Source organism: Fluviicoccus keumensis, assembly GCF_004217445.1.
Taxonomy (GTDB): domain Bacteria; phylum Pseudomonadota; class Gammaproteobacteria; order Pseudomonadales; family Moraxellaceae; genus Fluviicoccus; species Fluviicoccus keumensis.
Genome location: NZ_SHKX01000012.1, coordinates 125,254 through 151,435 on the forward strand (window position 1 = coordinate 125,254; position 26,182 = coordinate 151,435).

General features: G+C 61.1%; 29 protein-coding genes. 21 read left to right on the top strand and 8 right to left on the bottom strand.

Annotation, left to right across the window (positions count from 1 at the left end):
* Positions 1 to 6 precede the first annotated feature (6 nt).
* From EV700_RS08700 to EV700_RS17045, 8 genes are all read left to right on the top strand, one after another.
* Complete coding sequence (locus EV700_RS08700; RefSeq protein WP_207224622.1) at positions 7 to 948, top strand: COG2958 family protein; 942 nt, start codon at positions 7 to 9, stop codon at positions 946 to 948.
* Positions 949 to 1,111: 163 nt separating this feature from the next.
* A complete protein-coding gene (gene cmk / locus EV700_RS08705) occupies positions 1,112 to 1,849 on the top strand; it encodes a (d)CMP kinase (RefSeq protein ID WP_130412821.1) in 738 nt (245 codons plus the stop codon).
* Positions 1,850 to 2,016: 167 nt separating this feature from the next.
* Positions 2,017 to 3,687, top strand: a complete 1,671-nt coding sequence (gene rpsA / locus EV700_RS08710; RefSeq protein ID WP_130412823.1) for a 30S ribosomal protein S1 — start codon at positions 2,017 to 2,019, stop codon at positions 3,685 to 3,687.
* A 94-nt stretch (positions 3,688 to 3,781) separates the two neighbouring features.
* Positions 3,782 to 4,081 (top strand): integration host factor subunit beta, encoded by a 300-nt coding sequence (gene ihfB, locus EV700_RS08715; protein ID WP_130412825.1) that lies wholly within the window; start codon positions 3,782 to 3,784, stop codon positions 4,079 to 4,081.
* Positions 4,078 to 4,383: a LapA family protein gene (locus tag EV700_RS08720; protein WP_130412827.1), complete on the top strand. Its 306-nt coding sequence runs from the start codon at positions 4,078 to 4,080 to the stop codon at positions 4,381 to 4,383. The genes ihfB and EV700_RS08720 overlap by 4 nt, the downstream gene beginning before the upstream one ends.
* A 62-nt stretch (positions 4,384 to 4,445) precedes the next feature.
* Positions 4,446 to 5,147 carry an orotidine-5'-phosphate decarboxylase gene (gene pyrF, locus EV700_RS08725; RefSeq protein ID WP_130412829.1) on the top strand — a complete coding sequence of 234 codons (702 nt, stop codon included), beginning with the start codon at positions 4,446 to 4,448 and terminating at the stop codon, positions 5,145 to 5,147.
* A gap of 28 nt (positions 5,148 to 5,175) precedes the next feature.
* On the top strand, positions 5,176 to 5,748 hold the full coding sequence (locus EV700_RS08730) for an SDR family NAD(P)-dependent oxidoreductase (RefSeq protein ID WP_242610229.1): 573 nt from the start codon (positions 5,176 to 5,178) through the stop codon (positions 5,746 to 5,748).
* 12 nt (positions 5,749 to 5,760) lie between these two features.
* Positions 5,761 to 5,973: a hypothetical protein gene (locus tag EV700_RS17045; RefSeq protein ID WP_242610230.1), complete on the top strand. Its 213-nt coding sequence runs from the start codon at positions 5,761 to 5,763 to the stop codon at positions 5,971 to 5,973.
* A 15-nt stretch (positions 5,974 to 5,988) separates the two neighbouring features.
* On the opposite strand, the gene EV700_RS08735 is transcribed toward EV700_RS17045, so the two are convergent.
* Complete coding sequence (locus EV700_RS08735; protein ID WP_165391398.1) at positions 5,989 to 7,266, bottom strand: FecR family protein; 1,278 nt, start codon at positions 7,264 to 7,266, stop codon at positions 5,989 to 5,991.
* Between the two features lie 420 nt (positions 7,267 to 7,686).
* Here EV700_RS08735 and EV700_RS08740 point away from each other — a divergent pair, with 420 nt between their 5' ends.
* From EV700_RS08740 to EV700_RS08755, 4 genes are all read left to right on the top strand, one after another.
* Positions 7,687 to 8,190, top strand: coding sequence for an FMN-binding protein (locus EV700_RS08740; protein ID WP_165391399.1), 504 nt, complete (start codon positions 7,687 to 7,689; stop codon positions 8,188 to 8,190).
* A gap of 5 nt (positions 8,191 to 8,195) precedes the next feature.
* Entirely contained in the window at positions 8,196 to 8,900 is a 705-nt protein-coding gene (locus EV700_RS08745) for a PepSY domain-containing protein (RefSeq protein WP_165391400.1), read from the top strand.
* Positions 8,901 to 9,052: 152 nt separating this feature from the next.
* Positions 9,053 to 9,655: a peroxiredoxin gene (locus tag EV700_RS08750; RefSeq protein WP_130412836.1), complete on the top strand. Its 603-nt coding sequence runs from the start codon at positions 9,053 to 9,055 to the stop codon at positions 9,653 to 9,655.
* 71 nt (positions 9,656 to 9,726) lie between these two features.
* Positions 9,727 to 10,326, top strand: coding sequence for a superoxide dismutase (locus tag EV700_RS08755; protein ID WP_130412838.1), 600 nt, complete (start codon positions 9,727 to 9,729; stop codon positions 10,324 to 10,326).
* Positions 10,327 to 10,387: 61 nt separating this feature from the next.
* On the opposite strand, the gene EV700_RS08760 is transcribed toward EV700_RS08755, so the two are convergent.
* The 5 genes from EV700_RS08760 to EV700_RS08780 form a co-directional block, all read right to left on the bottom strand.
* Positions 10,388 to 10,843 carry a GNAT family N-acetyltransferase gene (locus EV700_RS08760; protein ID WP_130412840.1) on the bottom strand — a complete coding sequence of 152 codons (456 nt, stop codon included), beginning with the start codon at positions 10,841 to 10,843 and terminating at the stop codon, positions 10,388 to 10,390.
* Positions 10,840 to 11,325, bottom strand: a complete 486-nt coding sequence (locus EV700_RS08765; RefSeq protein WP_130412842.1) for a hypothetical protein — start codon at positions 11,323 to 11,325, stop codon at positions 10,840 to 10,842. Before EV700_RS08765 ends, EV700_RS08760 begins: the two co-directional genes overlap by 4 nt.
* A gap of 148 nt (positions 11,326 to 11,473) precedes the next feature.
* Entirely contained in the window at positions 11,474 to 14,578 is a 3,105-nt protein-coding gene (locus EV700_RS08770) for an efflux RND transporter permease subunit (protein WP_130412844.1), read from the bottom strand.
* A gap of 18 nt (positions 14,579 to 14,596) precedes the next feature.
* Positions 14,597 to 15,682: an efflux RND transporter periplasmic adaptor subunit gene (locus EV700_RS08775; RefSeq protein WP_130412846.1), complete on the bottom strand. Its 1,086-nt coding sequence runs from the start codon at positions 15,680 to 15,682 to the stop codon at positions 14,597 to 14,599.
* Position 15,683: 1 nt separating this feature from the next.
* Entirely contained in the window at positions 15,684 to 16,352 is a 669-nt protein-coding gene (locus tag EV700_RS08780) for a TetR/AcrR family transcriptional regulator (RefSeq protein WP_130412848.1), read from the bottom strand.
* Between the two features lie 224 nt (positions 16,353 to 16,576).
* On the opposite strand from EV700_RS08780, the gene EV700_RS08785 reads away from it, so the two are divergent.
* From EV700_RS08785 to EV700_RS08795, 3 genes are all read left to right on the top strand, one after another.
* On the top strand, positions 16,577 to 17,059 hold the full coding sequence (locus EV700_RS08785) for a hypothetical protein (RefSeq protein ID WP_130412850.1): 483 nt from the start codon (positions 16,577 to 16,579) through the stop codon (positions 17,057 to 17,059).
* 124 nt (positions 17,060 to 17,183) lie between these two features.
* Positions 17,184 to 17,702: a transcription elongation factor GreB gene (gene greB, locus EV700_RS08790; RefSeq protein ID WP_130412852.1), complete on the top strand. Its 519-nt coding sequence runs from the start codon at positions 17,184 to 17,186 to the stop codon at positions 17,700 to 17,702.
* Entirely contained in the window at positions 17,699 to 18,463 is a 765-nt protein-coding gene (locus EV700_RS08795) for a glutathione S-transferase N-terminal domain-containing protein (RefSeq protein WP_207224623.1), read from the top strand. The genes greB and EV700_RS08795 overlap by 4 nt, the downstream gene beginning before the upstream one ends.
* A gap of 71 nt (positions 18,464 to 18,534) precedes the next feature.
* Here the strand turns inward: EV700_RS08795 and EV700_RS08800 are convergent, their stop codons facing one another.
* A complete protein-coding gene (locus tag EV700_RS08800; RefSeq protein WP_130412854.1) occupies positions 18,535 to 19,167 on the bottom strand; it encodes a DedA family protein in 633 nt (210 codons plus the stop codon).
* Between the two features lie 523 nt (positions 19,168 to 19,690).
* Between EV700_RS08800 and EV700_RS08805 the strand changes: the two genes are divergently transcribed.
* The 6 genes from EV700_RS08805 (at position 19,691) to ccmE (ending at position 23,493) form a co-directional block, all read left to right on the top strand.
* On the top strand, positions 19,691 to 20,605 hold the full coding sequence (locus EV700_RS08805; protein ID WP_207224624.1) for a lipase family alpha/beta hydrolase: 915 nt from the start codon (positions 19,691 to 19,693) through the stop codon (positions 20,603 to 20,605).
* Between the two features lie 176 nt (positions 20,606 to 20,781).
* On the top strand, positions 20,782 to 21,414 hold the full coding sequence (ccmA, locus tag EV700_RS08810; RefSeq protein WP_165391401.1) for a cytochrome c biogenesis heme-transporting ATPase CcmA: 633 nt from the start codon (positions 20,782 to 20,784) through the stop codon (positions 21,412 to 21,414).
* Complete coding sequence (ccmB, locus tag EV700_RS08815; protein WP_130412860.1) at positions 21,415 to 22,086, top strand: heme exporter protein CcmB; 672 nt, start codon at positions 21,415 to 21,417, stop codon at positions 22,084 to 22,086.
* Positions 22,087 to 22,093: 7 nt separating this feature from the next.
* On the top strand, positions 22,094 to 22,867 hold the full coding sequence (locus EV700_RS08820) for a heme ABC transporter permease (protein ID WP_130412862.1): 774 nt from the start codon (positions 22,094 to 22,096) through the stop codon (positions 22,865 to 22,867).
* On the top strand, positions 22,857 to 23,075 hold the full coding sequence (ccmD, locus tag EV700_RS08825; protein ID WP_165391402.1) for a heme exporter protein CcmD: 219 nt from the start codon (positions 22,857 to 22,859) through the stop codon (positions 23,073 to 23,075). Before EV700_RS08820 ends, ccmD begins: the two co-directional genes overlap by 11 nt.
* Positions 23,059 to 23,493 carry a cytochrome c maturation protein CcmE gene (ccmE, locus tag EV700_RS08830; RefSeq protein ID WP_130412866.1) on the top strand — a complete coding sequence of 145 codons (435 nt, stop codon included), beginning with the start codon at positions 23,059 to 23,061 and terminating at the stop codon, positions 23,491 to 23,493. Before ccmD ends, ccmE begins: the two co-directional genes overlap by 17 nt.
* Here the strand turns inward: ccmE and ppc are convergent, their stop codons facing one another.
* Positions 23,494 to 26,172: a phosphoenolpyruvate carboxylase gene (gene ppc, locus EV700_RS08835; protein ID WP_130412868.1), complete on the bottom strand. Its 2,679-nt coding sequence runs from the start codon at positions 26,170 to 26,172 to the stop codon at positions 23,494 to 23,496.
* Positions 26,173 to 26,182 lie beyond the last annotated feature (10 nt).

Here is a 26,182-nt window from a genome sequence, read left to right on the forward strand (position 1 = left end):
TTGGCCATGGAAAAACTGAGTTTTCTGGATCTGGCCAAACGCTTGCTGACGGAACAGAAGCGACCGTTGTCTTCGGAGGAAATCTGGGATCTGGCGCGGCAGTTGGGTTACGACGCCCAGGTCGGTTCGCGCGGCAAGACGCCAGTCCGCACCCTTGGCGCCCGGCTGTATATCGACATGCGCGACAATCCCGCCTCGCCGTTCATCAAGACCGGCTCGCGGCCGGTGCGCTTCTTCCTCAAGAACATGCCGGTGCCGTTCGAGCTGCCGCTGTTGCAGGAGCTGCCGCTGGATGCCAAGAAGGGCGCGGAAAAGCGTCCGGTGGCGCGCGGCAACTTCCTGGAAAAGGACCTGTATCCGCTGCTGAGCTATTTCGCCTCGCTGCACCTGCGCGTGTACACCCGCACCATCCGTCTCAGCCGCACCGACAACAAGGACTACGGCGAATGGTTCCATCCCGACATGGTGGGCTGCTATTTCCCGATGGAAGAGTGGCAAACCGATGTCTATGAACTGAACTCGACCCTGGGCAATACGGCGGTCCGCTTCTATTCTTTCGAACTGAAGCGCGAACTGAACTTCGCCAACCTGCGCGAAACCTTCTTCCAGGCAGTCTCCAATTCGTCATGGGCGAACGAAGGCTATCTGGTGGCGGCGCGTATTTCGGACGACGAAGAGTTCATTTCCGAACTGGGCCGGCTGTCTGCGACCTTCGGCATCGGCATCATCGAACTGAATCCGAATGAGCCGGATGCATCCAGCATCATCTTTCCGGCCGCCCGCACCGAAACGCTGGACTGGGATGTGCTGAACAAGATGGCCACCATCAACCAGGACTTCCACGACTTCATCAAGCGCGTGAAGACGGATATCCAGAGCCGGGAAATCCGCAAGGAATGGTACGACCAGATTTTTTCCAGCGAAGAACTGCAGGATCTGTTCCGTTAGAGGTCTGCCGATTAAGAGGCAATCGTCCGGTAAAAGGGGCCTCAGGCACCTTTTGTTACCGGTTACGGTTGCTTTTCCGGCCGGACTTCTATAAAAAGCACGCGCCTGCCGCACAAGAATTCCAACACCAGGCAGTCCTGTCATCACTTTGCTGGAGGCACGCATGAGTGCAGACCTTGAACCCGTTGTCCGCGAACAGCAGATTCCGCCGGTCATTACCATTGACGGTCCCAGCGGTTCCGGCAAGGGCACCATTGCCCATCGCCTGGCGCTGAAGCTCGGTTTTCACGTCCTGGATTCCGGCGCGCTCTATCGCTTGCTGGCGCTGGCGGCGCAACAGCACGGGGTCCAGACCGATAATGAAAAGGGTCTGGAGGTGCTGGCCGCTTATCTGGATGTCCAGTTCGAAGACAATAACGGCGAAGCGATGCTGATCCTGGAAGGGGAAGACGTCACGCAAACCATCCGCACCGAGGAAGTGGGAGCCGCGGCCTCGCGCATTGCCGCCTTGCCGGGAGTCCGCGCCGCGCTGCTGCAGCGCCAGCATGCCTTCCGCGAACTGCCCGGACTGGTGGCAGACGGCCGTGACATGGGCACGGTGGTGTTTCCGGACGCTTGTCTGAAGATATTCCTGACAGCCTCTGCCGAAGCCCGCGCCGAAAGGCGGTACAAGCAGTTGCTCCAGAAGGGCTTTGATGCTAATTTAGCCGCCATTTTGGAAGACATCCGCGCCCGCGACCTGCGTGATACGCAGCGCGCCGTCGCTCCGATGAAGCCCGCCGCCGACGCTATCGTCCTGGACAGCACGGCGTTGGGGATTGAAGCCGTGCTTCAGGCCGTGATTGCCTCAGCCTGCAAGACGCCGTCCCTCCGGGCGTTCTGGGACCATCTCGGTTCCTGATTGACAAGTTTCGTGGGAAAAGCCGGTCCTGACCGGCTTTTCCGGTTTGGAAAGGCGGCAGCCCGGCGTCACCAGCCTGGTCGTGTTGTCCGCCTCATTTGTCTGCCCGCGCGCAAGCTGGTTGTGCGCGGCCAAAAATCGATGCATCCGCATCCCTGGGTATATTCATGAGCGAATCATTTGCCTCCCTCTTTGCCGAAAGCGAACTTCAGTTTGAGTCCGGCGCTGTCATTTCCGGTGTTGTTGTCGCCATTGACTCCGATTGGGTCACTGTGGACACCGGTCTCAAATCCGAAGGTGTTGTTCCCCGCGAAGAATTCCTGAACGACCAGCGTGAACTGGAAGTCCAGGTCGGCGACACCGTTGAAGTGGTCGTTGACGCGTTCGACAACGGCATGGGGCAAACGGTCCTGTCCCGCGAGAAGGCCAAGCGCGCCGAAACGTGGACTCGCCTGGAAAAGATTTTCAACGACGCCGAAATCGTTCGCGGCCTCATCTCCGGCAAGGTCAAGGGCGGCTTCACCGTCGAGATCGGTCCGGTCCGCGCGTTCCTGCCGGGTTCGCTGGTCGACACCCGTCCGATCCGCGACACCACCCACCTGGAAGGCAAGGAACTCGAGTTCAAGGTCATCAAGCTGGATCCGAAGCGCAACAACGTCGTGGTGTCCCGCCGCGCCGTGATGGAAGCCGAATCCTCTGCTGAGCGCGAAGCACTGCTGGGCCAACTGCAAGAAGGCCAAGTGGTCAAGGGCGTCATCAAGAACCTGACCGACTACGGCGCATTCGTCGACCTCGGCGGCATCGACGGCCTGCTGCACATCACCGACATGGCCTGGAAGCGCGTCAAGCATCCGAGCGAAGTCGTTGAAGTCGGCCAGGAAATGGAAGTCAAGGTGCTGAAGTTCGACCGCGAGCGCAACCGCGTCTCCCTGGGCCTGAAGCAACTGGGCGAAGATCCGTGGCTGGCGATCATGTCCAAGTACCCGAAGGGCACCGTCACCCGCGCCCGCGTCACCAACCTGACCGATTACGGCTGCTTCGCCGAAATCGCCGAAGGCGTGGAAGGTCTGGTGCACGTGTCCGAAATGGATCACACCAACAAGAACATCCACCCGTCCAAGGTCGTTCAGATCGGTGACGAAGTGGACGTCATGGTGCTGGAAGTCGACGAAGAACGTCGTCGTATTTCCCTGGGCATCAAGCAGTGCAAGGCCAACCCCTGGGAAGAGTTCGCCAAGAACCACGAGAAGGGCCAGAAGGTTTCCGGCAACATCAAGTCGATCACCGATTTTGGTATCTTCATTGGTCTGCCCGGCGGCATCGACGGTCTGGTTCACCTGTCCGACATCTCCTGGAACGAAGCCGGCGAAGAAGCCATCCGCAAGTTCCGCAAGGGCGATCTGGTCGAGGCCGTCATCCTGGCCGTCGACGCGGAAGGCAACCGTATCTCGCTGGGCGTCAAGCAACTGCAGAAGGATCCGTTCAGCGACTACACGACCGCCAATGAAAAGGGCGCCATCGTGAAGGGCGTGATCAAGGCTGTTGACGCCAAGGGCGCTACCGTTGAGCTGGCTGATGGCGTTGAAGCTTCGCTGAAGGCTTCCGAAATCATCCGTGACCGCGTGGAAGATGCCTCCAAGCACCTGACCGTCGGTCAGGAAGTCGAAGCCAAGATCATCGGTGTTGACCGCAAGTCGCGCGTCATCAGCCTGTCGATCAAGGCCAAGGACGAAGCCGAAGAACGCGAAGCCATCACCAACCTGCGCAATGCGCCGCAGGATGCTGGCGCCGCCGGTCCTCGCACCATTGGCGACCTGATCAAGGCGCAAATGAAGTAAGCGACCGCTTCGGTTGAAAAAAAAGACGGGAGAAGGCTTTGCCTCTCCCGTTTTTTTATGATAAATCAGGAACATAGATTTCGAGGATCTGCGTATGGCCCTTACCAAGTCTGCCCTGATAAACCGTATCGCGTCGCGACAGCAGTTGCTGACTGAAAAAGATGTGGAACTGGCCGTCAAGGCGCTGGTTGAACAGATGGTGGAAACACTGGCCCAAGGGGAGCGGGTGGAAATCCGCGGCTTTGGCAGCTTCAGCCTGCATTATCGTCCACCGCGTACGGGTCGTAATCCCAAAACCGGGGAAACCGTTGAGGTTGGGCCCAAATATGTGCCGCACTTCAAGCCCGGCAAGGAGTTGAAGGATCGCGTCAACTACGAAGACGGTGCGTCATGACGCTCCAGAGCGTCCGCAAGATTTTTTTGTCGCTGGTTTCTCTCGTCTTCTTTATGGCGGGGTTGTGGATCGTTGTGGTCAATCATGGCCGCACCGCTTCGCTGAATCTGTTCTTCTATGAATTTCCCGAAGCCGGTATCGGCTTGATCACACTGTTGAGTTTTGCCTGTGGCGCGTTGACCGGTATTGTTGTGGCGCTGGTTGCGTTCCGGGTTCTTCCGCTGCATTTTCAGGTGCGTCGCACCCGTCGCGAGCTGGAGTCATTGCGCAAGCAGCAAACACGTACGCCCGGCAATGTCTGATCCCTGCCTTCCCGGGCATTCATGCTTTACAATACGCGCCTGACATCAGTTGACGCGCCTCCATGAAACCGATCAATTCCCCCGTCGTTGTAGCCCTCGATTATCCCGATGCCCGCGCCGCTCTGGCCTTGGCGGATCGTATTGACCCTTCACTGTGCCGCCTCAAGGTTGGTAAGGAGCTGTTTACCCGGGAAGGACCGTCAGTCGTCCGGGCATTACAGGAAAGGGGGTTTGAGGTGTTTCTGGATCTGAAGTTCCACGACATTCCCAATACCGTGGCTTCCGCCGTGCATGCCGCCGCCGATCTGGGGGTATGGATGGTGAACGTGCACGCCAGCGGCGGCCGTCGGATGATGACGGCCGCGCGGGAACGGCTTGCCCAAGGCGGCTATTCCACCTTGCTGATTGCCGTGACGGTGCTGACCAGTTCCGAACGAGGCGACCTGGCGGAAATCGGCCTGGATATTGAGCCGGTAGAGCAGGTCAGGCGGCTCGCCGCGTTGACGGCCGATTGCGGCCTGCACGGGGTGGTCTGTTCGGCGCAGGAAGCGGTGATGCTGCGTCAGGCGCATCCGAAGCCCTTTGCGCTGGTTACGCCCGGTATCCGCCCGGCTGGAGCCGCCGGGGACGATCAGCGCCGGATCATGACACCGCCGATGGCGATTGAGGCCGGGGTGGATTATCTGGTGATCGGGCGTCCGGTGACGCAGTCGGCGGATCCGGTCGCTACTCTCAAGGATATTATTGCCAGCCTTCCGTCCTGATCCCGGGGCGATGCAACCGGAGTGCAAGATGATGCGTTTTCAGAATCAGGTAATCTGGATTACCGGCGCTTCCAGCGGGATTGGTGAGGCGCTGGCCTATGCATTGGCCGCCGAGGGCGCCAAACTGGTGCTTTCCGCCCGTCGCCATGAAATGCTGGAAAAAGTCCGTCTGGCCTGTACCGAACCTGACAGGCATTTGGTGCTGCCGCTGGATATGACGGATATCGGTACATTCGGTCCGTCGATGCAGTATGTGCTGGACCGCTTGGGTCGCATTGACATGCTGATCAACAATGCCGGTGTCAGCCAGCGTTCCCTGGTCAGGGAAACATCGTTGGCCGTGGATCGCGCGTTGATGGAAACCGACTTCTTCGGACCGGTGGCGTTGGTGAAGACCGTGTTGCCGTACATGCTTTCCCGGCGTCAGGGGCGGATTGTGGCGGTTTCCAGCATAGCCGGACTGATTGCAACGCCGATGCGCTCTACCTATGCCGCCGCCAAGAGCGCCCTGAAATCGTTCCACGATGCCTTAAGGGCGGAGGTTCATGACAGCGGGGTGGGGGTGACGGTGATTTATCCCGGCTTCATCCGGACACCATAGCCGCTGGCGGCCTTGACCGGTACCGGCGCGCCCCAGGGGTTTATGGATGCGGCGCTGGAGCAGGGGTTGCCAGCGGAGGAGTTCGCCCGTCAGGCGTTGAACGCACTGGCGGCAGGACAGGCGCACGTTGTGATCGGTGGAGGCAAGGAGCGGCTGGCAATGTATCTGGATCGTCTTTCGCCTGCCATCACCCGCCAATTGATGCGGCGGGTCAAGGTGGTCTGAGGCGGGGGATCCGGGTCAGTCCCGGATCTGCCACTGGATTTCCAGGCCATCCAGCCCCTGTATCTGCACCACGTTGCCGAGGAAACGGATGACGTGGTCGCCCTGTTCCAGCATGACGGAAACGGTCTTGTTGTTGAGGTCAGGGCGCAGCACCATGATGCTGCCCGCCTGATTGCTGACAGTACTGGCGTTGTTGCCCAGCAACATGTTTTCGGTAACGGTCCCAAGCCTGAAGGTGTCATTGATGGAGGCGTCTTCCAGCGTTGGCGTTTCGACCGGCATCAGCGGGAAGCTCTTGAAGGTTGAACGGTGGTAGTTCTCCCCCGGGCTGTAATGAGGCAGATGCAGCGTCTTGGCCATGGCCACCGCGCTATCAATCGTCTCCGGGCCTTCGGTGACCAAGGATGGGGTTACCGGAGCCTGCACGGTTTCGGTTTCCAGGTCCGCGTCGATCGGCGCCATGCCCTTCAGTTTTTCAATATCAATCACCGGGGTGTTGGGCACGGGCTGGGAGGCCTGATTACGGGCGGCCTCGGCCTTTTTGTAGGCGTACATCGCCTGCAGGAACTGGTTGTAGTTTTCGTAGTTTTCCAGGCGCGGTCTTTCGGGCAGTTCGGTGGAGGCGATGACGGCCGTGGCGGCGGTGCCGGCAACGACGGTAGCCGGATTCGGCGCGACCGGCGGTGTCGCCGATGCCGATGCGGGCGCGTCGGTGACGTCAGGCTCGACATTGTCGATTTGCGCCGGGAACGTGCCCTTGAACAAGGCGGGCGCGGCGCCGTTCTTCACAATGAAGGTCTGGCCGGTCTGGACGTCGGAACTGCCCATGCCGTTGCTGAGGTTGACGATGCCGCCCAGCACGTTCAGCAGGAGCTGGTTGTTGCTGACGATGCCGGCATAGTCCGTGCCCCGGATACCGATAGTGGCGGTCGGGGTCTTGATGGCATAGCTGGCGCGGTTGATATGGCCGATGGCGCCGCTGATGGCGCGCATGCTGCCTTTCAGGAAGTTGAAAACCAGCGTGCTTTGCTCGGGCTTGTCCTTGTTGAACTGGTAGGTGTCCAGGCTGAAAACGGTATTGGGCTGCAGGGCCAGGAAACTGCCGTCGGTAAAGCGGATCTGCACACGGGCCTTGCTGCCGGTTTCAAGGCGTTCGCCGCTGTTGACCATGTCGCCGCGAGCCAACATTCGGCGGGTATTATCGGGTTTGACGGCGGCGACATCACCGGAGACAAAATTGACGCGACCCGCTGTCTCGCCCCAGGCGAGGCCGGTCAGCCAGAAGCCGATCATGGACGCAATCAGGAGTTTTGGTCTAGCGAGAAAGCCCGGAACATGCATGTTTGGCCCCAGTGATCCGTGGTTGTGCGGAAAATGATTCTTATGGTTTTGGTGATATCGTCATTCTTGACCGTATTGTAACCTTAAGCTGCTAAAAAATTACAGTACGGTAGTATTTCTTAATCAAAGAGACTACCTGCATTTCGCCAAAAGTAAAGGGCAGGGCAGACAGTTTTTGTCTGCCCGACGGCCAATAACGCGTTTGACAAGCCCGCCCATCACCTTGGTTCACAAGGGAATTATACTGAAAATGAGCATTTGTCGGTTTTTATCGGAGGGATCAGTCAATGTTAATGAGATTCGTTTGCGATTCCGTGGCGGCAGCCGTATAATTCCATGCATTCCCTGCCGATAATGAACCACCCGGTTGTCATGCCCCTGAAAAGCGCTGTTTCCCTGATGCTGGTCGGATTGCTGGCTGCGGCAGTCCCTGCCTTGGCCGCCGACCCTGCGCCTGTTTCCCGATTGTTGCCCGGCGGTGAGCAGAAAATGCTGTGGCTGACGCCCGAGCTCAAGCAGCGCGTGGAGGGGATTCTGGGGCATGCCTATGCCGGACTGCGTGTCCGTTATTGGCAGGCGGGCGGTCGCACGGCATGGGTGCTAGACGAGGTCGGAAAGGAACAGCCGATCACGGCGGGCATCACCATTGAGCAGGGGCATATTGTCGACATGCAGGTGCTGGCTTACCGCGAAAGTCGCGGCGGCGAAGTGCAACAGCCGTTTTTTACCCGCCAGTTCAACGGCGCAACGCTGAACGGCGGCAAGGACATGCTCGATCGCCGCGTGGACGGCATTACCGGCGCAACCCTGTCGGTCAACGCCATGCAGAAAATGGCGCGGGTGGCCTTGCTGCTCGACAGCCGCCGGTCGCCGTGATGCCCATGAGCCGACGTTTCCACTGGCGGTTCTTCCTGCTGCGCTGGCACCGCCGTATCGGCGTTGTGCTGGGGCTGTACCTGTTCTGGATGGTTGGCACCGGAGTGCTGTTGCATCATGCCGCCGATCTGGGACTGGACCGTCAGATGCTGGAAAGCCCGTTCTGGCTGGCTCGCTACGGTATGTCGCCGCCTCATCATTTCCGGGTCGGCGCGAAGGAGTTCGTGTTGGGCGGGCAGGGACTTGCAACCGGTACGACCCCGTTGGGCGACTGCCGCACCCTGCTCGGAGTGGCGTCGGTTGCCGACAGCCGTGTGCTGGCGTGTGATAACCGTATCCTGTTGCTGACGCCCACGGGGGAGTTGGTGGACCAGACTGACAGCGGCCGCGGTTTGCCCGGCCCTTTCAGCGCCATGGCCACTAAGGGCAATCAGGTCTGGCTGCGACAGGTTGGAAGCGGCGCCGTGTTGGCGCTGGACCCGATGGATTTTTCTCTTCGTCCTGCCACGGAAACGCTGCCCGCCAGCGCTTGGCTGTCCCCGATTGCCGCTCCGGCGGCCCCAAGCGATGAGCGCCTGCTCCAAGACCTGCATTCCGGCCGCCTGTTAGGGAAATTCGGTCCCTGGCTGGTTGACCTGTTGGCGCTGGCCGTGCTGGTGCTGGCTGTTTCCGGTTGGGTGTTGGCAAAGAAAAGACACCATAAAGTGTGAGAAAGCCTAAATTCCCGCCTGCTGACGCCTTGAATTCCGCAGCATAAAGCCTCATCTTTTGCGTGCCGGACAAATACCCTAGTGTTTTGCTCGGACTAATTCCACGCCGAGGCGCATCGCGCTTCCTGAAAAATACTCACAAGGAGTTCAACATGGCCGTTCTCGTTGGCAAACCCGCTCCGGACTTTACCGTTCCCGCCGTCCTCGGCAATGGCGAAATCGTTGAAAGCTATAACCTGGCCGCCGCCATCAAGGGCAAATACGCCCTGGTGTTTTTCTACCCGCTGGACTTCACCTTCGTTTGCCCGTCCGAACTGATCGCGCTCGATCACCGCATTCCGGATTTCCAGGCCCGCAACGTGGAAGTGGTGGGCGTGTCCATCGACTCGCACTTCACCCACAACGCCTGGCGCAACACGCCGGTGAACGAAGGCGGCATCGGCCCGGTCAAGTACACGCTGGCGGCCGACATCAAGCATGAAATCTGCCAGGCCTATGATGTCGAAGCCGATGGCGGCGTGGCTTTCCGCGGCGCGTTCATCATCGACAAGAACGGCATCGTGCGTTCGCAGATCGTCAACGACCTGCCGCTGGGCCGCAACATGGAAGAACTGCTGCGTCTGGTGGACGCCCTGCAATTCACCGAAGAGCATGGCGAAGTCTGCCCGGCCAACTGGAAGAAGGGTGACACCGGCATGACGGCTTCTCCGGAAGGCGTCGCCGCCTACCTGTCCGCCAACGCTGACAAGCTGTAATTGATTCACCGCGGCCGGAAGCGTTTCCGGCCGTGTTCTTTACCCCCGAACAGACCAACTGGAGTTGCATCATGGCCTTTGAACTGCCGGCCCTGCCGTATGACCGTACCGCCCTCGAGCCGCATATTACCGGCGAAACCATTGACTACCACCACGGCAAGCACCACAACGCCTATGTGGTCAACCTGAACAACCTGACCAAGGACACCGATCTGGCGTCCAAGTCGCTGGAAGAAGTGATCAAGCTGTCCGCCGGTGACGCTTCCAAGGTCGGCATCTTCAACAACGCCGCCCAGATCTGGAACCATACCTTCTACTGGCACTGCATGAAGCCGAACGGCGGCGGCAAGCCGACCGGCGCCATCGCCGCCAAGATTGACGCCGATTTCGGCAGCTACGAGAAGTTTGTCGAGCTGTTCACCGCCGCCGCCACCACCCAGTTCGGTTCCGGCTGGGCCTGGCTGGTGCTGGGCGCCGACGGCAAGCTGGCTGTCACCAAGACCGCCAACGCCGACCTGCCGATGGCCCACGGCCAGAAGGCGCTGCTGACCATCGACGTGTGGGAGCATGCCTACTACATCGATTTCCGCAACCTGCGTCCGAAGTACATCGGCACTTTCCTGGAAAGCCTGGTGAACTGGGATTTCGTGAACGCCAATCTGGCGGGCTGATATCCGGCGGTTGTGAACAAGCCAAAGGGCAGGGTAAAACCTGCCCTTTGCTTTTGGGGCGTCAGGCGGGGTTTTCGCCCTGATAGGTGTAGATCAGCCATGGTTTGTGCGCCGTGTTCAGTGCGTTGTACAGGCGTTGGGCGGTGGTGTTGTCGGTGGCGGTGGTCCATTGCAGGCGGATGGCCCCGTGGCGGCGGACATAGTCGTGACAGTGGACAATCAGCGCCTTGCCGATGCCCCGGCCCCGGTGGCCGGGCAAGGTGAACAGGTCGTTCAGGATGCCGACCTTGGCGGCGGCGGTGGACGAAAAGCAGAAGTAGGCCGTGGCAAAGCCAATGGCCGTGCCGTCATCCCCGCGATAGAGGAACAGGCAGCCGAACGGATCGTCCAGGCCGAAGCGGGAAAAGAAGCTCCGGTTGTGTTCATCGGAAATATTGGTGACTTGATAAAACTCTTGATACTGACGGATCAGCGGCAAGACTTCATCGAGGTTTTGCGCGTTGACGGCCTCAATCATGGGGCGGTGTCCTTGTGGTCTGTTTTGGCGTCCGAGGCCAGCAACTTTTTAAGCAGCAATCGGATTTTTTCCTTCCATTGATCGACCGTGGATATTTCGGTTCCGCGTAGGTCCGACACGGCTGGGGCGGGCTCCGGATCTTTGTGAGCGAACAGGTAAAAGCCGAAAGCGGCCACGATACTGATCACGATGATGGCGGGTATTCCCGTCCGTTTCTGCTTGGCCAGCGGCGGCGGTAACTGACCGGCAAACACGTCCAGCACCGGTGGCGTGGCATGTTCGGGCCGGGTGACCGATTTGGCGCAGGGCAGCCCGTCCGGGCCGGTGGCGGTTTCGAACAGCAACTCCTCGCCCAGTCGGGGATTCATGCCCTTGGGAAAGTCCGCCCGGGTGACCGTGAACGTGTGATGGCCATGAACCGGGGTGATGATGCCGGTGCCTGACCGGCTGTCCCATTGCGACAGCGTGCCTTCCATTTTCATGTGACAAATCCGGATGTGCGGCCGGACCAGGGTCCGGGCAAAAGAAAGTCCGGCATGACCGGACGAGTCGGAAGGGGATTCTGATACGGTAACTCCGGCGATTCAAGCCGGTTCAGGGGAAGTGGACATTCCTTGTCCGTTTGAGACTTCAGACAGCCGTCTCGTCCTTTTTGACCTTGAAGAAGATTGCGTACAGTGCGGGCAGGCTCAGCAGCGTGAGGGCGGTGGCCACGATCAGGCCACCCATGATGGCGCAGGCCATCGGTCCCCAGAACACGCTTTCCAGCAGTGGGATCATCGCCAGCACCGCCGCCGCCGCCGTCAGCATGATCGGGCGGAAACGACGCACCGCCGCCTCGACAATGGCCGTCCAGCGATCCACCCCCACCGCAATATCCTGCTCGATCTGGTCGATGAGGATGACCGAGTTGCGGATGATCATGCCGTTCAGCGCGATGATGCCCAGCATCGCCACGAAGCCCATGGGCCGTCCCAGCAACAGCATCATCAGCGCTGCGCCAATGATGCCCAGCGGACCGGTGAGGAACACCAGCAGCGCGCGCGGGAAACTGCGCAGTTGCAGCATCAGCAGCGTGAAGATGATGAACAGCATCAGCGGCACATTGGCGGCGATGGAGTCCGAGCCTTTTTTCGATTCCGCCACGGTGCCCGCCAGTTCGATGCGGTAGCCTGGCGGGAGTTTCGCCCGCAACTTCTCCAGCTGTTGGTCCACCCGCAGGGCCACGGTTGATCCTTGCACGCCTTCCATCACATCTGCCTGCACGGTGATGGTGAACTGCCGGTTCTGCCGCCACACCACGCCCGGCTCCCACGCAAACACCGGCCGGGCAATCTGCGAAAACGGAATGTAGGTGCCGCTCGCGGTAGGCAGGTACGCGCCGGTCAGCGCCGACATGGTGTCGCGCTCGGCTTTCGGCTGGCGCAGCATGATGGCGATCTGGTCATTGTTCTCGCGGTACTGGCCGATGGGCAGGCCCGAGAGGATGGTCTGACCGGCGGTGGCCACGGTTTCGGTGCTGACGCCGAGGGCGCGGGCGCGGTTCTGGTCAATGTCCAGATGCAGCGCCTTGATCTGCTCGGCCCAGTTGTCGTTGACGCCCCGGGCGGCGGGATCGGCCTTGACGACGGCGCGAACCTGGTCGGCAATGTTGCGCAGCTGCTTCGGATCTTCACCGGCCACCAGGAACATCACCGGGTAAGGTACGGGAGGACCGTTCGGCAGCATTCGCACCCGCGACCGCGCTTCCGGGAATTCCTGATGCAGGTATTCCGGCAGGGTCTTGCGGATGCGTTCGCGCGCTTCCAGCGACGGCGGCACCAGGATCATCTGCGACACGTTGTTCTGCGGGAAAATCTGGTCCAGCGGCAGGTAGAAGCGCGGTGCGCCCTGGCCGACGAAGGTGGTGATGTTGCCTGCGTCCGGCATCGTCATCAGCTTCTGTTCCACCCGCTTGGCCAGCGTTTCACTGGCGTCAAACGAGGAACCTTCCGGCAGCCACAGTTCCACCAGCAGTTCCGGACGGTTTGAATCCGGGAAGAATTGCTGTTCCACCTTGCTCATACCGACCATGCCCAGCGCCAGCGCGCCCAGCGTCGCCGCCAGCGTCAGCCAGCGGTGGCTGACGCACCAGTTGACCGTGCGCCGCACCAGCACCGAGAAGCCGCTGTCGTACACTTCCTTGATCTCGCCGGTGGCGTTGGGATGCGTGCGCAGCAGCCGGTAGCCCAGGAAGGGCACGAAATAGACCGAGACGAACCACGATACCAGCAGCGCCGTGGTGGTCACGGCGAAGATGGCGAAGGTGTATTCACCGGTAGCGGAATTGGCGAGGCCGATCGGCAGGAAGCCGGCGGCGGTGATCAGCGTGCCGGTCAGCATCGGCATGGCGGTGGTGTCGTAGGCGAAGGTGCTGGCGCGCAGACGGTCGTAGCCTTCTTCCAGCTTCCGCACCATCATCTCGACAATGATGATGGCGTCATCCACCAGCAGGCCCAGCGCGATGATCAGCGAACCCAGCGAAATCTTGTGCAGGTCGATGCCCCAGCGTTCCATGATCAGGAAGGTGATGGCAAGCACCGAGGGAATGGACAGCGCCACCACCAGACCCGGCCGCATGTCGATGCGGAAAGGCTTGGTATGGATGCCCAGCGCCACGAAGCTGACCGCCAGCACGATCACCAGCGCTTCCGCCAGCACCCGCAGGAACTCGCGCACCGAGGAGGCTACCGACTTCGGCTGGTCCTGCACCTGCGTCAGCTCGATGCCGGCGGGCAGGTCGGCGCGCAGCTTGTCGCTGGCGACGGCCAGGTTCTTGCCCAGCTGGATGATGTCGCCGCCCTTGGTCATGGAAATGCCGATGCCGATGACCTGATGACCGTTCTGGCGCATGCGCGGCGAGGGCGGATCTTCATAACCGCGATTGACAGTGGCCAGATCGCCCAGCCGGAAGGTGCGGCCGTTGAAACGCAGCGGCAAGGCTTTCAGGTCTTCCACGCGGTCGAACTGGCCGCTGATGCGGATCTGGATGTCATCGCCCGGCGTGCGCAGTACCCCGGCATATTCGACCGCGTTCTGCTGGTTGATGGCGTTGATCACCTGGCGCATGTCCAGGTTCATGCTGGCCAGTTTCTTCTGTGACACGTCGATGTAGATGCGTTCCTTCTGCACCCCGTATTGCTCGACCTTGGCCACGCCCGGCACGCGCAGCAGATCTTGCTGGACGCGGTCGGCGTAGTCCTTCAGTTCGGCATAGCTGAAGCCGTCGGCGCTGAGGGTATAGATCACGCCGAAGACATCACCGAAGTCGTCGTTATAGAACGGCCCCTGCACGCCTTGCGGCAGCTGGGCGCGCATGTCGCCGGTCTTCTTGCGCACGCTGTACCACAGGTTCGGCACTTCATGCGGCGGGGTGGAGTCGCGGACTTCCACGAAAATGGTGGTTTCGCCGGGCTTGGAATAGCTGCGGATGCGGTACATGTACGGCACTTCCTGCAGCGTCTTTTCCAGCGGATCGGCCACTTGTTCCGACATCTGCATGGCGGTAGCGCCGGGCCAAAAGGCGCGGACGACCATCATGCGGAAGGTGAAGGGTGGGTCTTCATCCTGGCCCAGCTGGAAGTAGGACGCCACACCGGCCAGCAGCATCACGATCAGCAGGTACATGGTGATGGCCGGATTCTGGATGGCGATCCGGGAAATGTTGAAACGGGATTCTTGCTCAGGTGCGCTCATGACTGTCTCCCGGCCCGATCAACGGGCGGCCTCGCCCAGCGGCCGCACCACCTGGCCTTCGCTGAGCACATGCACCCCGGCGGTGACGATCTTCGCTCCCGGCTGGATGCCTCCTACCAGCACATCATTGCCGTCGATGCCCACCACCTGGACCGGCACACCGTGCAGCTTGCCGCTGGCCGGATCGAATTGCCAGACCTTGCTGGCGCTGTGATCACCCACCAGCGCCGTGGTCGGCAGGCGGATGCCGCCCTGTTGCGACGGCAGCGGAATGGTCAGCGTCGCGGACTGGCCCAGCGCCAGCGCTGATTCCGGCGCATCCAGGCTGTAGCGGGCGCGGAAGGTGCGCGTGACCGGATCGGCCACCGCCGACAGCTCGCGCAGAGTGGCGGCATACTGTTTCTGCGGCTGCGCCCACAAGGCGGCAGTCGCGCCCGGCAGGCGGGCGGCCTTGGTGCGGTCTTCCGGGAACTCCACGGCAATGTCGCGCGCGCCGTCCTGCGCCAGGCTCACCACCGGTTGCCCGGCGGCCACCACCTGTCCCGCATCGGCATGCAACTGGGTAATCACGCCATCGGCGTCGGCGCGCAGGATGGCGTCCTCCACACGGTTGGTTTCCAATGAGGACTGGCTTTGCAGGCTCTTCAACCGCGCCTCGGCGGCCGTGACGGCCACCCGCTTGCGGTCCAGATCGAGATCGGACACGAACTGCTGGCTGCGCAACTCCTGAAAGCGCTTGTACTCGGCGCGGGCCAGGTCGAGGTCGGCCTTGGCGGCATCCACTTGCGAGGCGGCCGCGCTGCTGGCCAGCGTATAGTCGCGCGGGTCGAGGCGCGCCAGCACCTCGCCCTTGCGCACGCGCTGACCGGCTTCCACCTGACGGCTGATGATCTTGCCCGCCACCCGGAAGCCCAGCGGCGACTCGACCCGGGCGCGGATTTCTCCGGCCAGCTCGACGCGGCCCTGCGTGGCCCCGGCATCGACGGTCATCAACTTGACGGGGCGGGGCTTTTCCACCGGCGCGGGCGGCTTGCTGCAGCCAGACAGGATCAGGGCGGAGCCCAGCAGCAGGGGCATGGCGGCATATCGGAAATGAGGTTGCATGTCAGGACTCCGGAACGGATGGAGGACGGCGGGCGAATCCGGCGAACAGCGCCTCGACCATGTTGTCGATGAAGGCGGAGACGGTTTCCGGGGTGGCCAGATGGGGGGCAAGTTCCGTTTGCAGTACGCCGGGAATGACCAGTGAGCGCAGGAAGCCCATCACCAGCACATCCCGGTATACCGGGGGAAAGGGGTTGAAGTGGCCGTCAGCCACGGCCTGCTGGAACAGCACATCCAGCCGTTGCAGGTAGGGACGCATATAAGTGGAACGCATGTAGTCGCCGCGCTCGTTGGTGGTCTCGCCTTCGCGGAACATGAACTCGACGGCGTAGGGTTCAGCCAATACCAATTTGAGTGAGCGCGGCAGGTTCTGGCGGATGGCGGCGGCGGCGTCACGGTCGCGGGCCAGTTCCTCCAGCGTCAGGTACAGGCGCTGCATCAGGGGGGCGATTACCTGGTCCGCGGCTTCCTGCCACAGTTCCTGTTTGCTGCCGAAGTGGTGGTGCAGCAGGCTGTCGCTGACGCCGCAGTGCGCGGCCAGCTGGCGCAGTGACACGCCGTCAAAGCCATGCACGGCAAAGGCGTTGAAGGCCCGCCGCACGATCTGGTCGCGGGACATGGCGCTGTCGGAGCGGGCGGGGCGGCCGCGCTGGCGGATGGGGGCGTTCATGATTGGGGTGCGTGTCGTCCGGTATTAATTGGGCGTGTGACCAATTAATAGCAGATAGTTCGAATCTTGTCACTGTCTATTTTGGGGGATGGGGAGTCATTTTTTTGGAGATGGTAAGAGGTGGGGAGGGAACGGGGTTGTTGCAGCTTTTCGGAGATGGTAAGTTGGGTCAAGCACGCTTCATGACGTGGTCATCAAAAATTAGTAGATAGAAAGGGCTCTGAATGGACGCAAAACGTATTTGGCGGTTATTGATCGCTATTGTGACAACAAGCCTATTTGTATGCCATGGATATGCGCAGCAGAATATAAGATCACTTAGCGATCAAAAGGCTGGCTCGTTTTTCTCGGGAAAGAAATATTTTATTGCTTTGCGTATTGATTTTGATCCGCAAACTCAGAAAATGCTAGGACAGGCTCCACTGAGCAATCGGATACGAAAGGGGCATCGCATTTTGGAGGAATTCTCTGTGCTGCCTGGCGCATCAAGGTTAATAGTGTTCAAAGATGATCTATTTGCAGCGTTATCGCAGGATAGACGTGGGTTAGGAGTAGTTGTAATCAGTCCAACATCGAATGGTAAGGAAGTATTATGGGGAGTTATTTCGGATCTTTCTTATAATAATAAGGGAGAGGCTGAAGAGAAACTGGCGGAAATCAAGGAAGAAGATGATGAAGTATTTTATCAAATATTTCAACGTAATTAATTGTCGGACAGTTGCTGAGACTGGGTAAGTGAAAAAGTAATTTAATCATTCGGGTTTATATCCGAGGAATTTATCGGGCTGTTAGAGAGTTGTAGAACTTTCTGTCATTGAGAAATACTAAACCATGTCCCGCTACCGCCCCCCATCCGCCCCCAAAACCCCGCTGATCACCCCCGAGGGCTACCAGACCCTGGCCGACGAACTCGACTACCTGTGGCGCGTCAAGCGTCCGGAAGTCACCCGTTCGGTCAGTGAGGCCGCCGCCCAAGGTGACCGCTCCGAGAACGCCGAATACATCTACGGCAAAAAACTGCTGCGCGAAATCGACCGCCGCGTGCGTTTCCTGGAGAAGCGGCTGCCCGAACTCAGGGTCGTGCGCGAAAAACCTTCCGACCCCAGCCGCATCTTCTTCGGCGCCATCGTCGAACTGGAGGATCTCGATACTGGCGAGGAGTTACAGCTGCGCATTGTCGGCCCCGATGAAATCGACCCCAAGCGCAACTGGATCAGCATTGACGCGCCCATGGCCAGAGCCTTGCTAAAAAAGACAATTGATGATGAAGTGCCGGTCGAGCGGCCCGCCGGCAAAGCCGTGTTTCTGGTGGTCGACGTCCGATATGGTGAAAATCAGGAAAAGGCATGAAAAATCATTTGCTTAACATCGCTTCTTCAGTCGTAACCTCAACCTTGCGCGGCTGGCACGGTTCCGCGGGCAGCAAGCAGGTGGCGCAGCCGCCACAGCTGCCGCAATTGTTCGACCGGGAAGATGATCCCGAATGCCGTTTGGTGCGCGAGGCGCTGACCGAGCTGAACCTCGATGTGATGATTTATCCCTGCCCGCTGTCCGGCAGCCGTTTTACCCGCAAACTGACCGAGCTTTCCGGCGACAAGCGCTTGCCGTTCCTGATCGATCCCAATACCGGCGAGCAGCACAGCGGCGCGCAGAACATCAATGATTACCTGTTCCGCCAGTACCGCCAGAAGGCCGCACCGCGCTACTTGCAGGCCGGTGACCTGAACCTGCTGACTTCAAAGCTGGCCAGCGCTTCGCGCGGCCGCCGCATTCTGGCGCAGCCGTCGGTGAATCCGGAACAGCCGCTGACGCTGTACAGTTTCGAGTCCAGCCCGTATTCCCGTCCGGTGCGTGAAAAACTGTGCGAGCTGGAACTGCCCTATATCCTGGTCAATCTGGGCAAGCAGCAACTGGCGGATGTCGGTCCGGCCAAACAGCGGCTGCATCTGGGCGAATACAAGCCGCTGCCGAACACCAAGCGTTCGCGCATGCTGGCTGAAAAGGGATGGGTGCAGGTGCCGTTCCTGATGGATCCCAATCACGGCGTGGAAATGTTCGAGTCGAAGGATATCCTGGCGTATCTGGAACGAACCTACGAGTTTCCGGGCTAAATGACTCAGCGTCCTTGAAATGAAAAAGGCCTCCATCCGGAGGCCTTTTTGTTGGCTGACGCCCTATCGGCCTATCCGGCCTGACGATCGGCCAGCTTGCCTTTCACCGCCTGGATCACCATCGGCATGAAGCTGATGCCGATGATGGCGAAGATCACCAGCGTGAAATTCTTGCGCACCATCGGCAGGTTGCCGAAGAAATAGCCCAGGCCGACAAACAGGCTGACCCAGCACAGCGTGCCGACCACGCTGAAGGTCAGGAAGCGGCGGTAGACCATCGCACCCATGCCCGCCACGAACGGGGCGAAGGTGCGCACGATGGGCACGAAGCGGGCGAAGATCACCGTCTTGCCGCCATGCTCGGCAAAGTAAGCTTCGGTCTTGTGCAGGTGATCCATGCGGATCAGCTTGGTCTTGGTGATCAGTCGCCGTCCCAGCTTGTTGCCGATCCAGTAATTGCTGGAATCGCCGCTGATGGCGGCCAAGCAGAGCACCAATCCCACCAGCCAGGGGTTCATCGAGCCGATCGCGGCCAGCGCGCCGGCGGCAAACAACAGGCTGTCGCCCGGCAGCAGCGGCATGACCACCAGTCCGGTTTCAGTAAAGACGATCAGGAACAGGATGGCGTAGACCCACAGGCCGTAGTTGGCGACGAATTCGGCCAAGTGCTGGTCGATGTGCAAAATGAAGTCGATAAGGAACATAAGGCTGGCGAGACGCATGGCGGCAAGGGAAGGGCGATGCTAGCAAATTCGCCCCCGGCGCGACCATCACCCGCGGGTAGTTGTTGTGCAATCGCGTCGTGTTGTTCGCGTCGGGAACATGACCGAAATTGCAAAGAAAATGGCCGAAATTAGCCTGCATCAATTATACGGTTGTGCATATACTCGCACTCAATTGACGGCCAAACCGGTCGCAAATTGTTTGAAGCAGGTATGCATTCGCCCGAGTTCATGTAAAAAGTGCTGTAAAAACCAGCCATTAGCCATTTTCAGGTGGCGCCAATTCGCAAAAACAAGTCGTTTTCCTGCAATACGGAAAGCGCCTGCTTGCTAGCCGTTCGTCGGAAAACGCCGTTTGTCCGCCGAAATCGGCTTTTCGTCGTCTTCTTGGTCAGATATTATTCACTCGTCGCCCGGACAACTGCTCGGTCGCGGCAAAAACTATAAGCGCTTTCCCCACGACGGGATTGCGCCAAAACAAGAATTGACCAAAGGACACACCCTCATGCGCAAGCTGCTCATTTCGGCCCTCGTTGCCGCGACTGCCACTGTCTCCACCGTTGCCACCGCCGGCACCTATTCCCAGACCAAGTATCCCATCGTGCTGGCTCACGGCATGTTCGGCTTCAAGTCGCTGTTGGGCGGCGCGATTGATTATTGGTACCAGATCCCTTCCGATCTGCAATCCAACGGTGCGAAGGTGTATGTGACACAAGTGGCGGCGCTGGAAAGCTCCGATGTGCGCGGTGAGCAGCTGCTGACCCAGGTGAAGAACATCCTGGCCATTACCGGCGCAGCCAAGGTCAACCTGATGGGTCACAGCCACGGCGGTCATTCCATCCGTTACGTGGCCGACGCCATTCCCAGCCGTGTGGCTTCCGTGACCGCCATCGGCAGTCCGGTCAAGGGTTCCTCGGTGGCTGATCTGGTGCAAAGCACCGGTCCGCTGAGTCCGGTCGCCTACGGTGCGCTGAATGCGCTGGCCGGCATCATTGAAATGTTCAACGGCGCGGGCAGCTTCGACCAGAGCGCCAAGAACAGCATCGCTTCGCTCTCCACCTCCGGCTCCGCCGCCTTCACCAGCCGTCATCCGGCCGGTGTGCCGACCACCAGCTGCGGTAGCGGCGCGGCTACAGTCAATGGCATCAAGTACTATTCCTGGGGCGGCACCAGCCGTCTGACCAACGTGCTGGATCCGACCGATGCCTTGCTGGGCCTGACCGGCCTGTTCATCCCTGGCGCCAACGACGGCCTGGTCAGCCAGTGCAGCAGCCACCTGGGCGTGGTGCTGCGCGACAACTACTCCATGAACCATCTGGACGAAGTGAACCTGATGTTCGGTCTGCGCAATATTTTCTCCACGGATCCGAAGTCGGTGTACCGCGAGCATGCCAACCGCCTGAAACTGGCCGGTATGTAAAAGCACACGCTGTTGTCTCTCCTTTTAAAGGCCGCATCCTCCTGGGTGCGGCTTTTTTTATGCACGCCGCCCCCTTCCTTAACCCCGCCTTAACCTGTCCTTTTTCCTTGCCTTTTCCCGTCGGGAATCAGGTTATAATTCAAGGCTGAATGATTTCCCGCCGGAGCTTCCCGATCTTGCTCGCCGTTTCCCGATTGCAGGCCACCCGCGACGACCGCGTGCTGTTTACCGGCCTGTCCTTCGCCATGCAGCCCGGCGACATCCTCCAGATTGCCGGCCCCAACGGCACGGGGAAGACCACGCTGCTGAACCGGCTGGTCGGGCTGGGCGGTTTTGACGAAGGCGAGGTCCTCTGGGACAACCGCCCCGTGCACGAAGATCCCGTCGCTTTCCGCCGCCGTTTCAGCTACCTGGGTCACAGCTTGGGCCTGAAGGCGCTGCTGACGCCGCTGGAAAACCTCGCCTTCCTGCTGCGCCTGCGTGATCTGGAACCGGGTGCGTCAGCGCTGATGGCGGCGCTGGCGCGGGTCGGGTTGGCCGGGTACGAAGATGTACCGGTGGCGCATCTGTCCGCCGGGCAGAAGCGCCGCGTCGGCATCGCCCGGTTGTTTCTGGAAAAAGCACCCTTGTGGGTTCTGGATGAACCGTTCACCGCCATCGACCAGGCGGGCGTGCGCGCGCTGGAAGGCTGGCTGGTGGAGCACGCCGGGCAGGGCGGCATGATCGTGCTGACCACCCATCACCTCTTTCCCGAGTCGTTCCCGCTGAAGCGGCTGGACCTGTCGGATTATTGCCCGGAGGCGCACTGAATGTGGCAGGCCCTGGGGGCGGTGTTGCGCCGCGATTTGCGACTGGCGGCGCGTCAGGGCGGCGATTGGCTGAATCCGCTCAGTTTTTTTGTCATGGTCATTACCTTGTTTCCGCTGGCCATCAACACCACGCCGCCAAAGCTGGCCGCCATGGCCGGGGGCGTGGTGTGGATTGCGGCGCTGCTGTCGGTGCTGCTGTCGATGGACAGCCTGTTCCGGCAGGACTACGACGACGGCAGCCTGGAGCAACTGGTGCTGAGCCCGTCACCGCTGCCGGTGATCGTGCTGGCGAAGGTGGTGGCGCACTGGTTGCAGACCGGGGCCTGCCTGACGCTGCTCAGTCCGGTGGCGGCTTTGCTGCTGAACCTGCCGGGCGAGGCGATGGGTACACTGTTCCTGACGCTGTTGCTGGGTACGCCCACCCTCAGTTTGATCAGTTCCATCGGCGCGGCGCTGACGGTATCGTTAAGGCGGGGCGGGGTGCTGGTGCCGCTGCTGAGCCTGCCGCTGCACATTCCGGTGATCATTTTCGCCACGGCGGCGGTGCAGGCCTCCATGGCCGGGCTGCCGGCCGAGGGTTATCTCGCCATCCTGGCGGCATTTCTGGTGCTGGCGTTGACGCTGGCGCCCTTGGCCGTCGCGGCCGCCCTGCGACTGGCGACGGGAGGATAGTACATCCATGAACTGGCTTAACCGCGCGTGGCAGACCTTCCTGCAAACGGTCAGTCCCAAGCACTTCTATTTCATCAGTGGCAAGTTCATTCCTTGGCTGGCGGTGATTGCCGGACTGCTGATCGGCATCGGCACAGTCTGGGGACTGGCTTTTGCGCCGCCCGATTATTATCAGGGCAACAGTTACCGCATCATCTTCATCCACGTGCCTGCCGCCAGCATCGCCATGAGCGGTTATCTGGGTCTGGCGGTGTGCGGCGTCATCAGCCTAGTGTGGAAGGTGAAGACCGCAGAGATGGTGGCGCGCGCCATCGCCTTGCTGGGGGCCTGGTTCTGTTTCCTGGCGCTGGTGACCGGCGCTGTGTGGGGCAAGCCGACCTGGGGCACCTACTGGGTGTGGGATGCGCGGCTGACCTCGATGCTGATCCTGTGGTTCCTGTATGTGGGCGTGGTGGCGTTGTACGGCGCCTATGAAAGCAGCGCCACGGGCGCGAAGGCGGCGGCGATCCTGTCGGTGGTGGGCGTCATCAACCTGCCGATCATCAAGTATTCGGTGGAGTGGTGGAATACCCTGCATCAGGGCGCGACTTTCACGCTGACGTCGAAGCCGAAGATGCCCCCGGAAATGTGGATGCCGCTGCTGGTGATGATCCTGGGGTTCTATGCCCTGTTCGCGCTGCTGGTGGTGCTGAAGTCCCGCAATGTCATCTTGCAGCGCGAACGCCGCAGCCAGTGGGTGCGCGAGATTGTCCGCGCCGAGGGAGAACGCCATGGCATTTGAATCGTGGGCCGATTTTATGGCGATGGGCAAGCATGGCCCCTATGTGTGGACCTGCTACGGCCTGACTTTTCTGGTAGTGTTCGGCCTGCTGTGGCAGGCTCGCGCCGAGCGCGCGCGCTTCATGCGCGAGCAGCTGGCGCAACTGCGCCGGGATGCGCGCAAGAATTCCGCAGTTTCCGGAGAAAGTGACGATGCATCCGAAGCGTAAACGCACGCTGTTGTTGATCCTGGCGCTGGTGGCCGGATTGGGTCTGGCCACGGGTCTGGTGACGTATGCCCTGCGGCAGAACATCAGCGCATTTTATTCGCCCTCGCAATTGGTAAACGGCGAAGCGCCGGAAGGGCGGCGCATCCAGGTGGGAGGGCTGGTCGTGAAAGGCACGCTGAAGCGTGCGCCCGATTCGCTGGCGGTGGAATTCGTGATCAGCGACCTGAAACAACAGGTGCCGGTGGCCTATACCGGCATCCTGCCAGACCTGTTCAAGGAAGGCCAGGGCATCATGGCGACCGGCACCTACAGCAACGGCAAGGTGCAGGCGGAAGAAATCCTGGCGAAGCATGACGAAAACTACATGCCGCCGCAGGTGAAGGATGCCATCAAGGAGGCGGGGCATCCGGGGAAGTGATCACCCCGTATTCCGCAATCCCGCCGCGATCCCGGCAATGGTCACCATCAGCGCCTGATCATGTGTCTTCGAACCGGCGGGAGCTTCCCGCCGCCGTTTCATCAGTTCCGCCTGCAGCATGTGCAAAGGCAGCACATAGGGCGTCCGCACCGTCATCGACCGTTTCAGCACCGGTGACGATTCAAGCAGTTCCCGCTGTTCGTTGACCTTCAGCAGAATTCCCACCGTCTTCAGCAAGCGCGCCCGCAACAGCCCGCCCAGCTTTACCAGCGCCGGGTCGTCGGTCAGGTGCGCTTCGTAATAGGCGGCAATGGCTTCGTCCGATTTCGCCAGCACCATTTCCAGCATGTCCAGCAGCGTCTGGAAGTAGGGCCAGTGTTCACGCATGTCGTGGATGACCGGGGTGAAGCCGTCATTCATGGCGTTGCCCAGCGCCCGTCCCGTGCCCAGCCAGGCCGGCAGCATCAGCCGCACCTGCGTCCAGGCAAACACCCAGGGAATGGCGCGCAGCGATTCGATGCCGCCGGTGGTCTGCCGTCGTGCCGGGCGGGAACCCAGCGGCAGCATCTGCAATTCCTGCTCGGGCGTGACCGTGCGCATGTAGCGGATGAACTCCGGTTCGTCGCGCACCGTTTCGCGGTAGACGGCCAGCGAGGTCTGGGTCATGCGGTCCATCAGCGCCCGCCACTCAGGCCTGGCGGCGGGGGGCGGCAGCAGGGTGGCTTCCAGCGTGGCGGCGGCGTACAGCTCCAGGTTGCGCAGGGCGATGTCCTTCATGCCGAACTTGAAGCGGATCATTTCCCCCTGCTCGGTCACGCGGATGGCGCCGCCGACCGAGCCGGGCGGTTGCGACAGCAGCGCCTGATGGGTCGGCGCGCCGCCCCGGCTGACCGAACCGCCGCGCCCGTGGAACAGTGTCAGCCGCACGCCATGCTTTTTGGCGACCGCAGTCAGGCTTTCCTGGGCGCGGTACTGCGCCCAGTTGGCGGTGAGGAAACCGGCGTCCTTGGCGGAATCGGAATAACCGATCATCACTTCCTGATGCCCACGAATGGCCGCCTTGTACCAGTCCACCGACAGCAGCGCATCCAGGGCGTCGGCCGCGCGGTCGAGGTCGGCCAGCGTTTCGAACAACGGCACCACGCGCAGCGGATGCGGAATCTCGGCTTCCTTCTGCAACAGCATCACCGCCAGCACATCGCTGGCCTGCCGCGCCATGGAAATCACATAGGCGCCCATCGCCCCGGCGGGTTGCCGCGCCAGCACGCGCAATGTCGCCAGCACTTCCTGCACCTCGGGGGTGTTGATCGGGTCATCGGCGGCGGCCTGCAAGTGCCGGGGCAGCAGCGGGCGGGGATTGTCCAGCTCCTTCAGCAGGAAGGCGCGGCGTTGGTCCTCATTCCAATCCAGATAAGAACCCAGCTTCAGGTAGCGGGTGATGGCATCCAGTACATCGGCATGACGGCCGGATTCCTGGCGGATATCCAGTTTCAGCAGTTCCAGCCCGAAACAGGCCAGCCGCCGCAGGATGTTGGCCAATTCATCGTCGGCAATGTCGCGCATGTTGCAGGCGATCAGCGAGTCGTAACAAAGCATCAGCGGTTGTCGCAGTTCGGCGGCGTCGCGGTAGATGCCGGTGTCATCGGGTGTTTCGCCGCGCAGGCGCGCGCCCAGCCATTCGCGGGTCAGGTACAGGCGATGACGCACCTCGCGCAGGATTTCCCGGTACGGCTCCCGGCAGTCCGCGCCGACCGCCTCACGCAGGGCAGGACTGCAATCCTGCATCGACAGGTCGGAGCGCAGGGCGTCAATGTCGCGCCAGTAGAGGTCGGCGGCCTGCCAGCGCGACAGCAGCAGCACTTCTTCCGTGACCCGGTGCGTAACGTTGGGGTTGCCGTCGCGGTCGCCGCCCATCCAGGAGGCGAAGCGGATCGGCGCGCGGTCCAGCGGCAGGCGGCGGCCGGTATGGGCGAAAACGGTGGCGTCGAACTCGCGCAGGAAATCGGGAATGGCATACCACAGCGTCTGCTCGATGGCGGTGAAGCCCCATTTGGCTTCGTCCACCGGCGTCGGGCGCTGCTGCCGGATTTCATCGGTATGCCAGGCGGCGATGACGTACCGCTTCAGCCGGTCCAGCAGCGCCTGGCGTTCGGCGGGGGTCAGCCGTTGCTGGTCCAGTGTTTCCAGGCAGTCGGCAATGTGGTCGTATTTCTGGATCAGCGAACGGCGGCTGATTTCGGTGGGATGGGCGGTCAGCACCAGTTCCACATCCAGTTCCTGAACCGCCTGCCAGAGGGCATCCGGGCTGATGTTCTGCCCCGCCAGCCGTGGGAACAGTTCGCGGACCGAGCCGGGCTGCGGCGCAGGCTGTTCGCAATTGTCCCAGGCGCGGCGGCGGCGCACGCGGTGGTACTGCTCGGCGATATTGGCCAGGTTCAGGAACTGGGTGAAGGCGCGCGCCACCGGCAGCAGGTCGGCGTCGCTGAGTGCGGCCAGGGTCTGGTTCAGCTGGCGGGTGGCGTCGGGGTCGCCGTCGCGGGCTTTCTTGCCCAGACGGCGGATGGTTTCCACTTGGTCGTACAGCGCTTGTCCGACCTGCTGGCGCAGGGTGTCGCCCAGCAGGCTTCCCAGCAGTCGGACATCATCGCGGAGCGGGGCATGGGGATCGGGGGCGGTCATGACGGTCTCC

What these genes read in the sequence shown, in the direction of transcription:
- EV700_RS08700 (WP_207224622.1), top strand. Translation starts at nt 7, where the DNA reads ATGGAAAAACTGAGTTTTCTGGATCTGGCCAAACGCTTGCTGACGGAA.
- cmk (WP_130412821.1), top strand. Translation starts at nt 1,112, where the DNA reads ATGAGTGCAGACCTTGAACCCGTTGTCCGCGAACAGCAGATTCCGCCG.
- rpsA (WP_130412823.1), top strand. Translation starts at nt 2,017, where the DNA reads ATGAGCGAATCATTTGCCTCCCTCTTTGCCGAAAGCGAACTTCAGTTT.
- ihfB (WP_130412825.1), top strand. Translation starts at nt 3,782, where the DNA reads ATGGCCCTTACCAAGTCTGCCCTGATAAACCGTATCGCGTCGCGACAG.
- EV700_RS08720 (WP_130412827.1), top strand. Translation starts at nt 4,078, where the DNA reads ATGACGCTCCAGAGCGTCCGCAAGATTTTTTTGTCGCTGGTTTCTCTC.
- pyrF (WP_130412829.1), top strand. Translation starts at nt 4,446, where the DNA reads ATGAAACCGATCAATTCCCCCGTCGTTGTAGCCCTCGATTATCCCGAT.
- EV700_RS08730 (WP_242610229.1), top strand. Translation starts at nt 5,176, where the DNA reads ATGATGCGTTTTCAGAATCAGGTAATCTGGATTACCGGCGCTTCCAGC.
- EV700_RS08735 (WP_165391398.1), bottom strand. Translation starts at nt 7,266, where the DNA reads ATGATCGGCTTCTGGCTGACCGGCCTCGCCTGGGGCGAGACAGCGGGT.
- EV700_RS08740 (WP_165391399.1), top strand. Translation starts at nt 7,687, where the DNA reads ATGCCCCTGAAAAGCGCTGTTTCCCTGATGCTGGTCGGATTGCTGGCT.
- EV700_RS08745 (WP_165391400.1), top strand. Translation starts at nt 8,196, where the DNA reads ATGAGCCGACGTTTCCACTGGCGGTTCTTCCTGCTGCGCTGGCACCGC.
- EV700_RS08750 (WP_130412836.1), top strand. Translation starts at nt 9,053, where the DNA reads ATGGCCGTTCTCGTTGGCAAACCCGCTCCGGACTTTACCGTTCCCGCC.
- EV700_RS08755 (WP_130412838.1), top strand. Translation starts at nt 9,727, where the DNA reads ATGGCCTTTGAACTGCCGGCCCTGCCGTATGACCGTACCGCCCTCGAG.
- EV700_RS08760 (WP_130412840.1), bottom strand. Translation starts at nt 10,843, where the DNA reads ATGATTGAGGCCGTCAACGCGCAAAACCTCGATGAAGTCTTGCCGCTG.
- EV700_RS08765 (WP_130412842.1), bottom strand. Translation starts at nt 11,325, where the DNA reads ATGAAAATGGAAGGCACGCTGTCGCAATGGGACAGCCGGTCAGGCACC.
- EV700_RS08770 (WP_130412844.1), bottom strand. Translation starts at nt 14,578, where the DNA reads ATGAGCGCACCTGAGCAAGAATCCCGTTTCAACATTTCCCGGATCGCC.
- EV700_RS08775 (WP_130412846.1), bottom strand. Translation starts at nt 15,682, where the DNA reads ATGCAACCTCATTTCCGATATGCCGCCATGCCCCTGCTGCTGGGCTCC.
- EV700_RS08780 (WP_130412848.1), bottom strand. Translation starts at nt 16,352, where the DNA reads ATGAACGCCCCCATCCGCCAGCGCGGCCGCCCCGCCCGCTCCGACAGC.
- EV700_RS08785 (WP_130412850.1), top strand. Translation starts at nt 16,577, where the DNA reads ATGGACGCAAAACGTATTTGGCGGTTATTGATCGCTATTGTGACAACA.
- greB (WP_130412852.1), top strand. Translation starts at nt 17,184, where the DNA reads ATGTCCCGCTACCGCCCCCCATCCGCCCCCAAAACCCCGCTGATCACC.
- EV700_RS08795 (WP_207224623.1), top strand. Translation starts at nt 17,699, where the DNA reads ATGAAAAATCATTTGCTTAACATCGCTTCTTCAGTCGTAACCTCAACC.
- EV700_RS08800 (WP_130412854.1), bottom strand. Translation starts at nt 19,167, where the DNA reads ATGTTCCTTATCGACTTCATTTTGCACATCGACCAGCACTTGGCCGAA.
- EV700_RS08805 (WP_207224624.1), top strand. Translation starts at nt 19,691, where the DNA reads ATGCGCAAGCTGCTCATTTCGGCCCTCGTTGCCGCGACTGCCACTGTC.
- ccmB (WP_130412860.1), top strand. Translation starts at nt 21,415, where the DNA reads ATGTGGCAGGCCCTGGGGGCGGTGTTGCGCCGCGATTTGCGACTGGCG.
- EV700_RS08820 (WP_130412862.1), top strand. Translation starts at nt 22,094, where the DNA reads ATGAACTGGCTTAACCGCGCGTGGCAGACCTTCCTGCAAACGGTCAGT.
- ccmD (WP_165391402.1), top strand. Translation starts at nt 22,857, where the DNA reads ATGGCATTTGAATCGTGGGCCGATTTTATGGCGATGGGCAAGCATGGC.
- ccmE (WP_130412866.1), top strand. Translation starts at nt 23,059, where the DNA reads ATGCATCCGAAGCGTAAACGCACGCTGTTGTTGATCCTGGCGCTGGTG.
- ppc (WP_130412868.1), bottom strand. Translation starts at nt 26,172, where the DNA reads ATGACCGCCCCCGATCCCCATGCCCCGCTCCGCGATGATGTCCGACTG.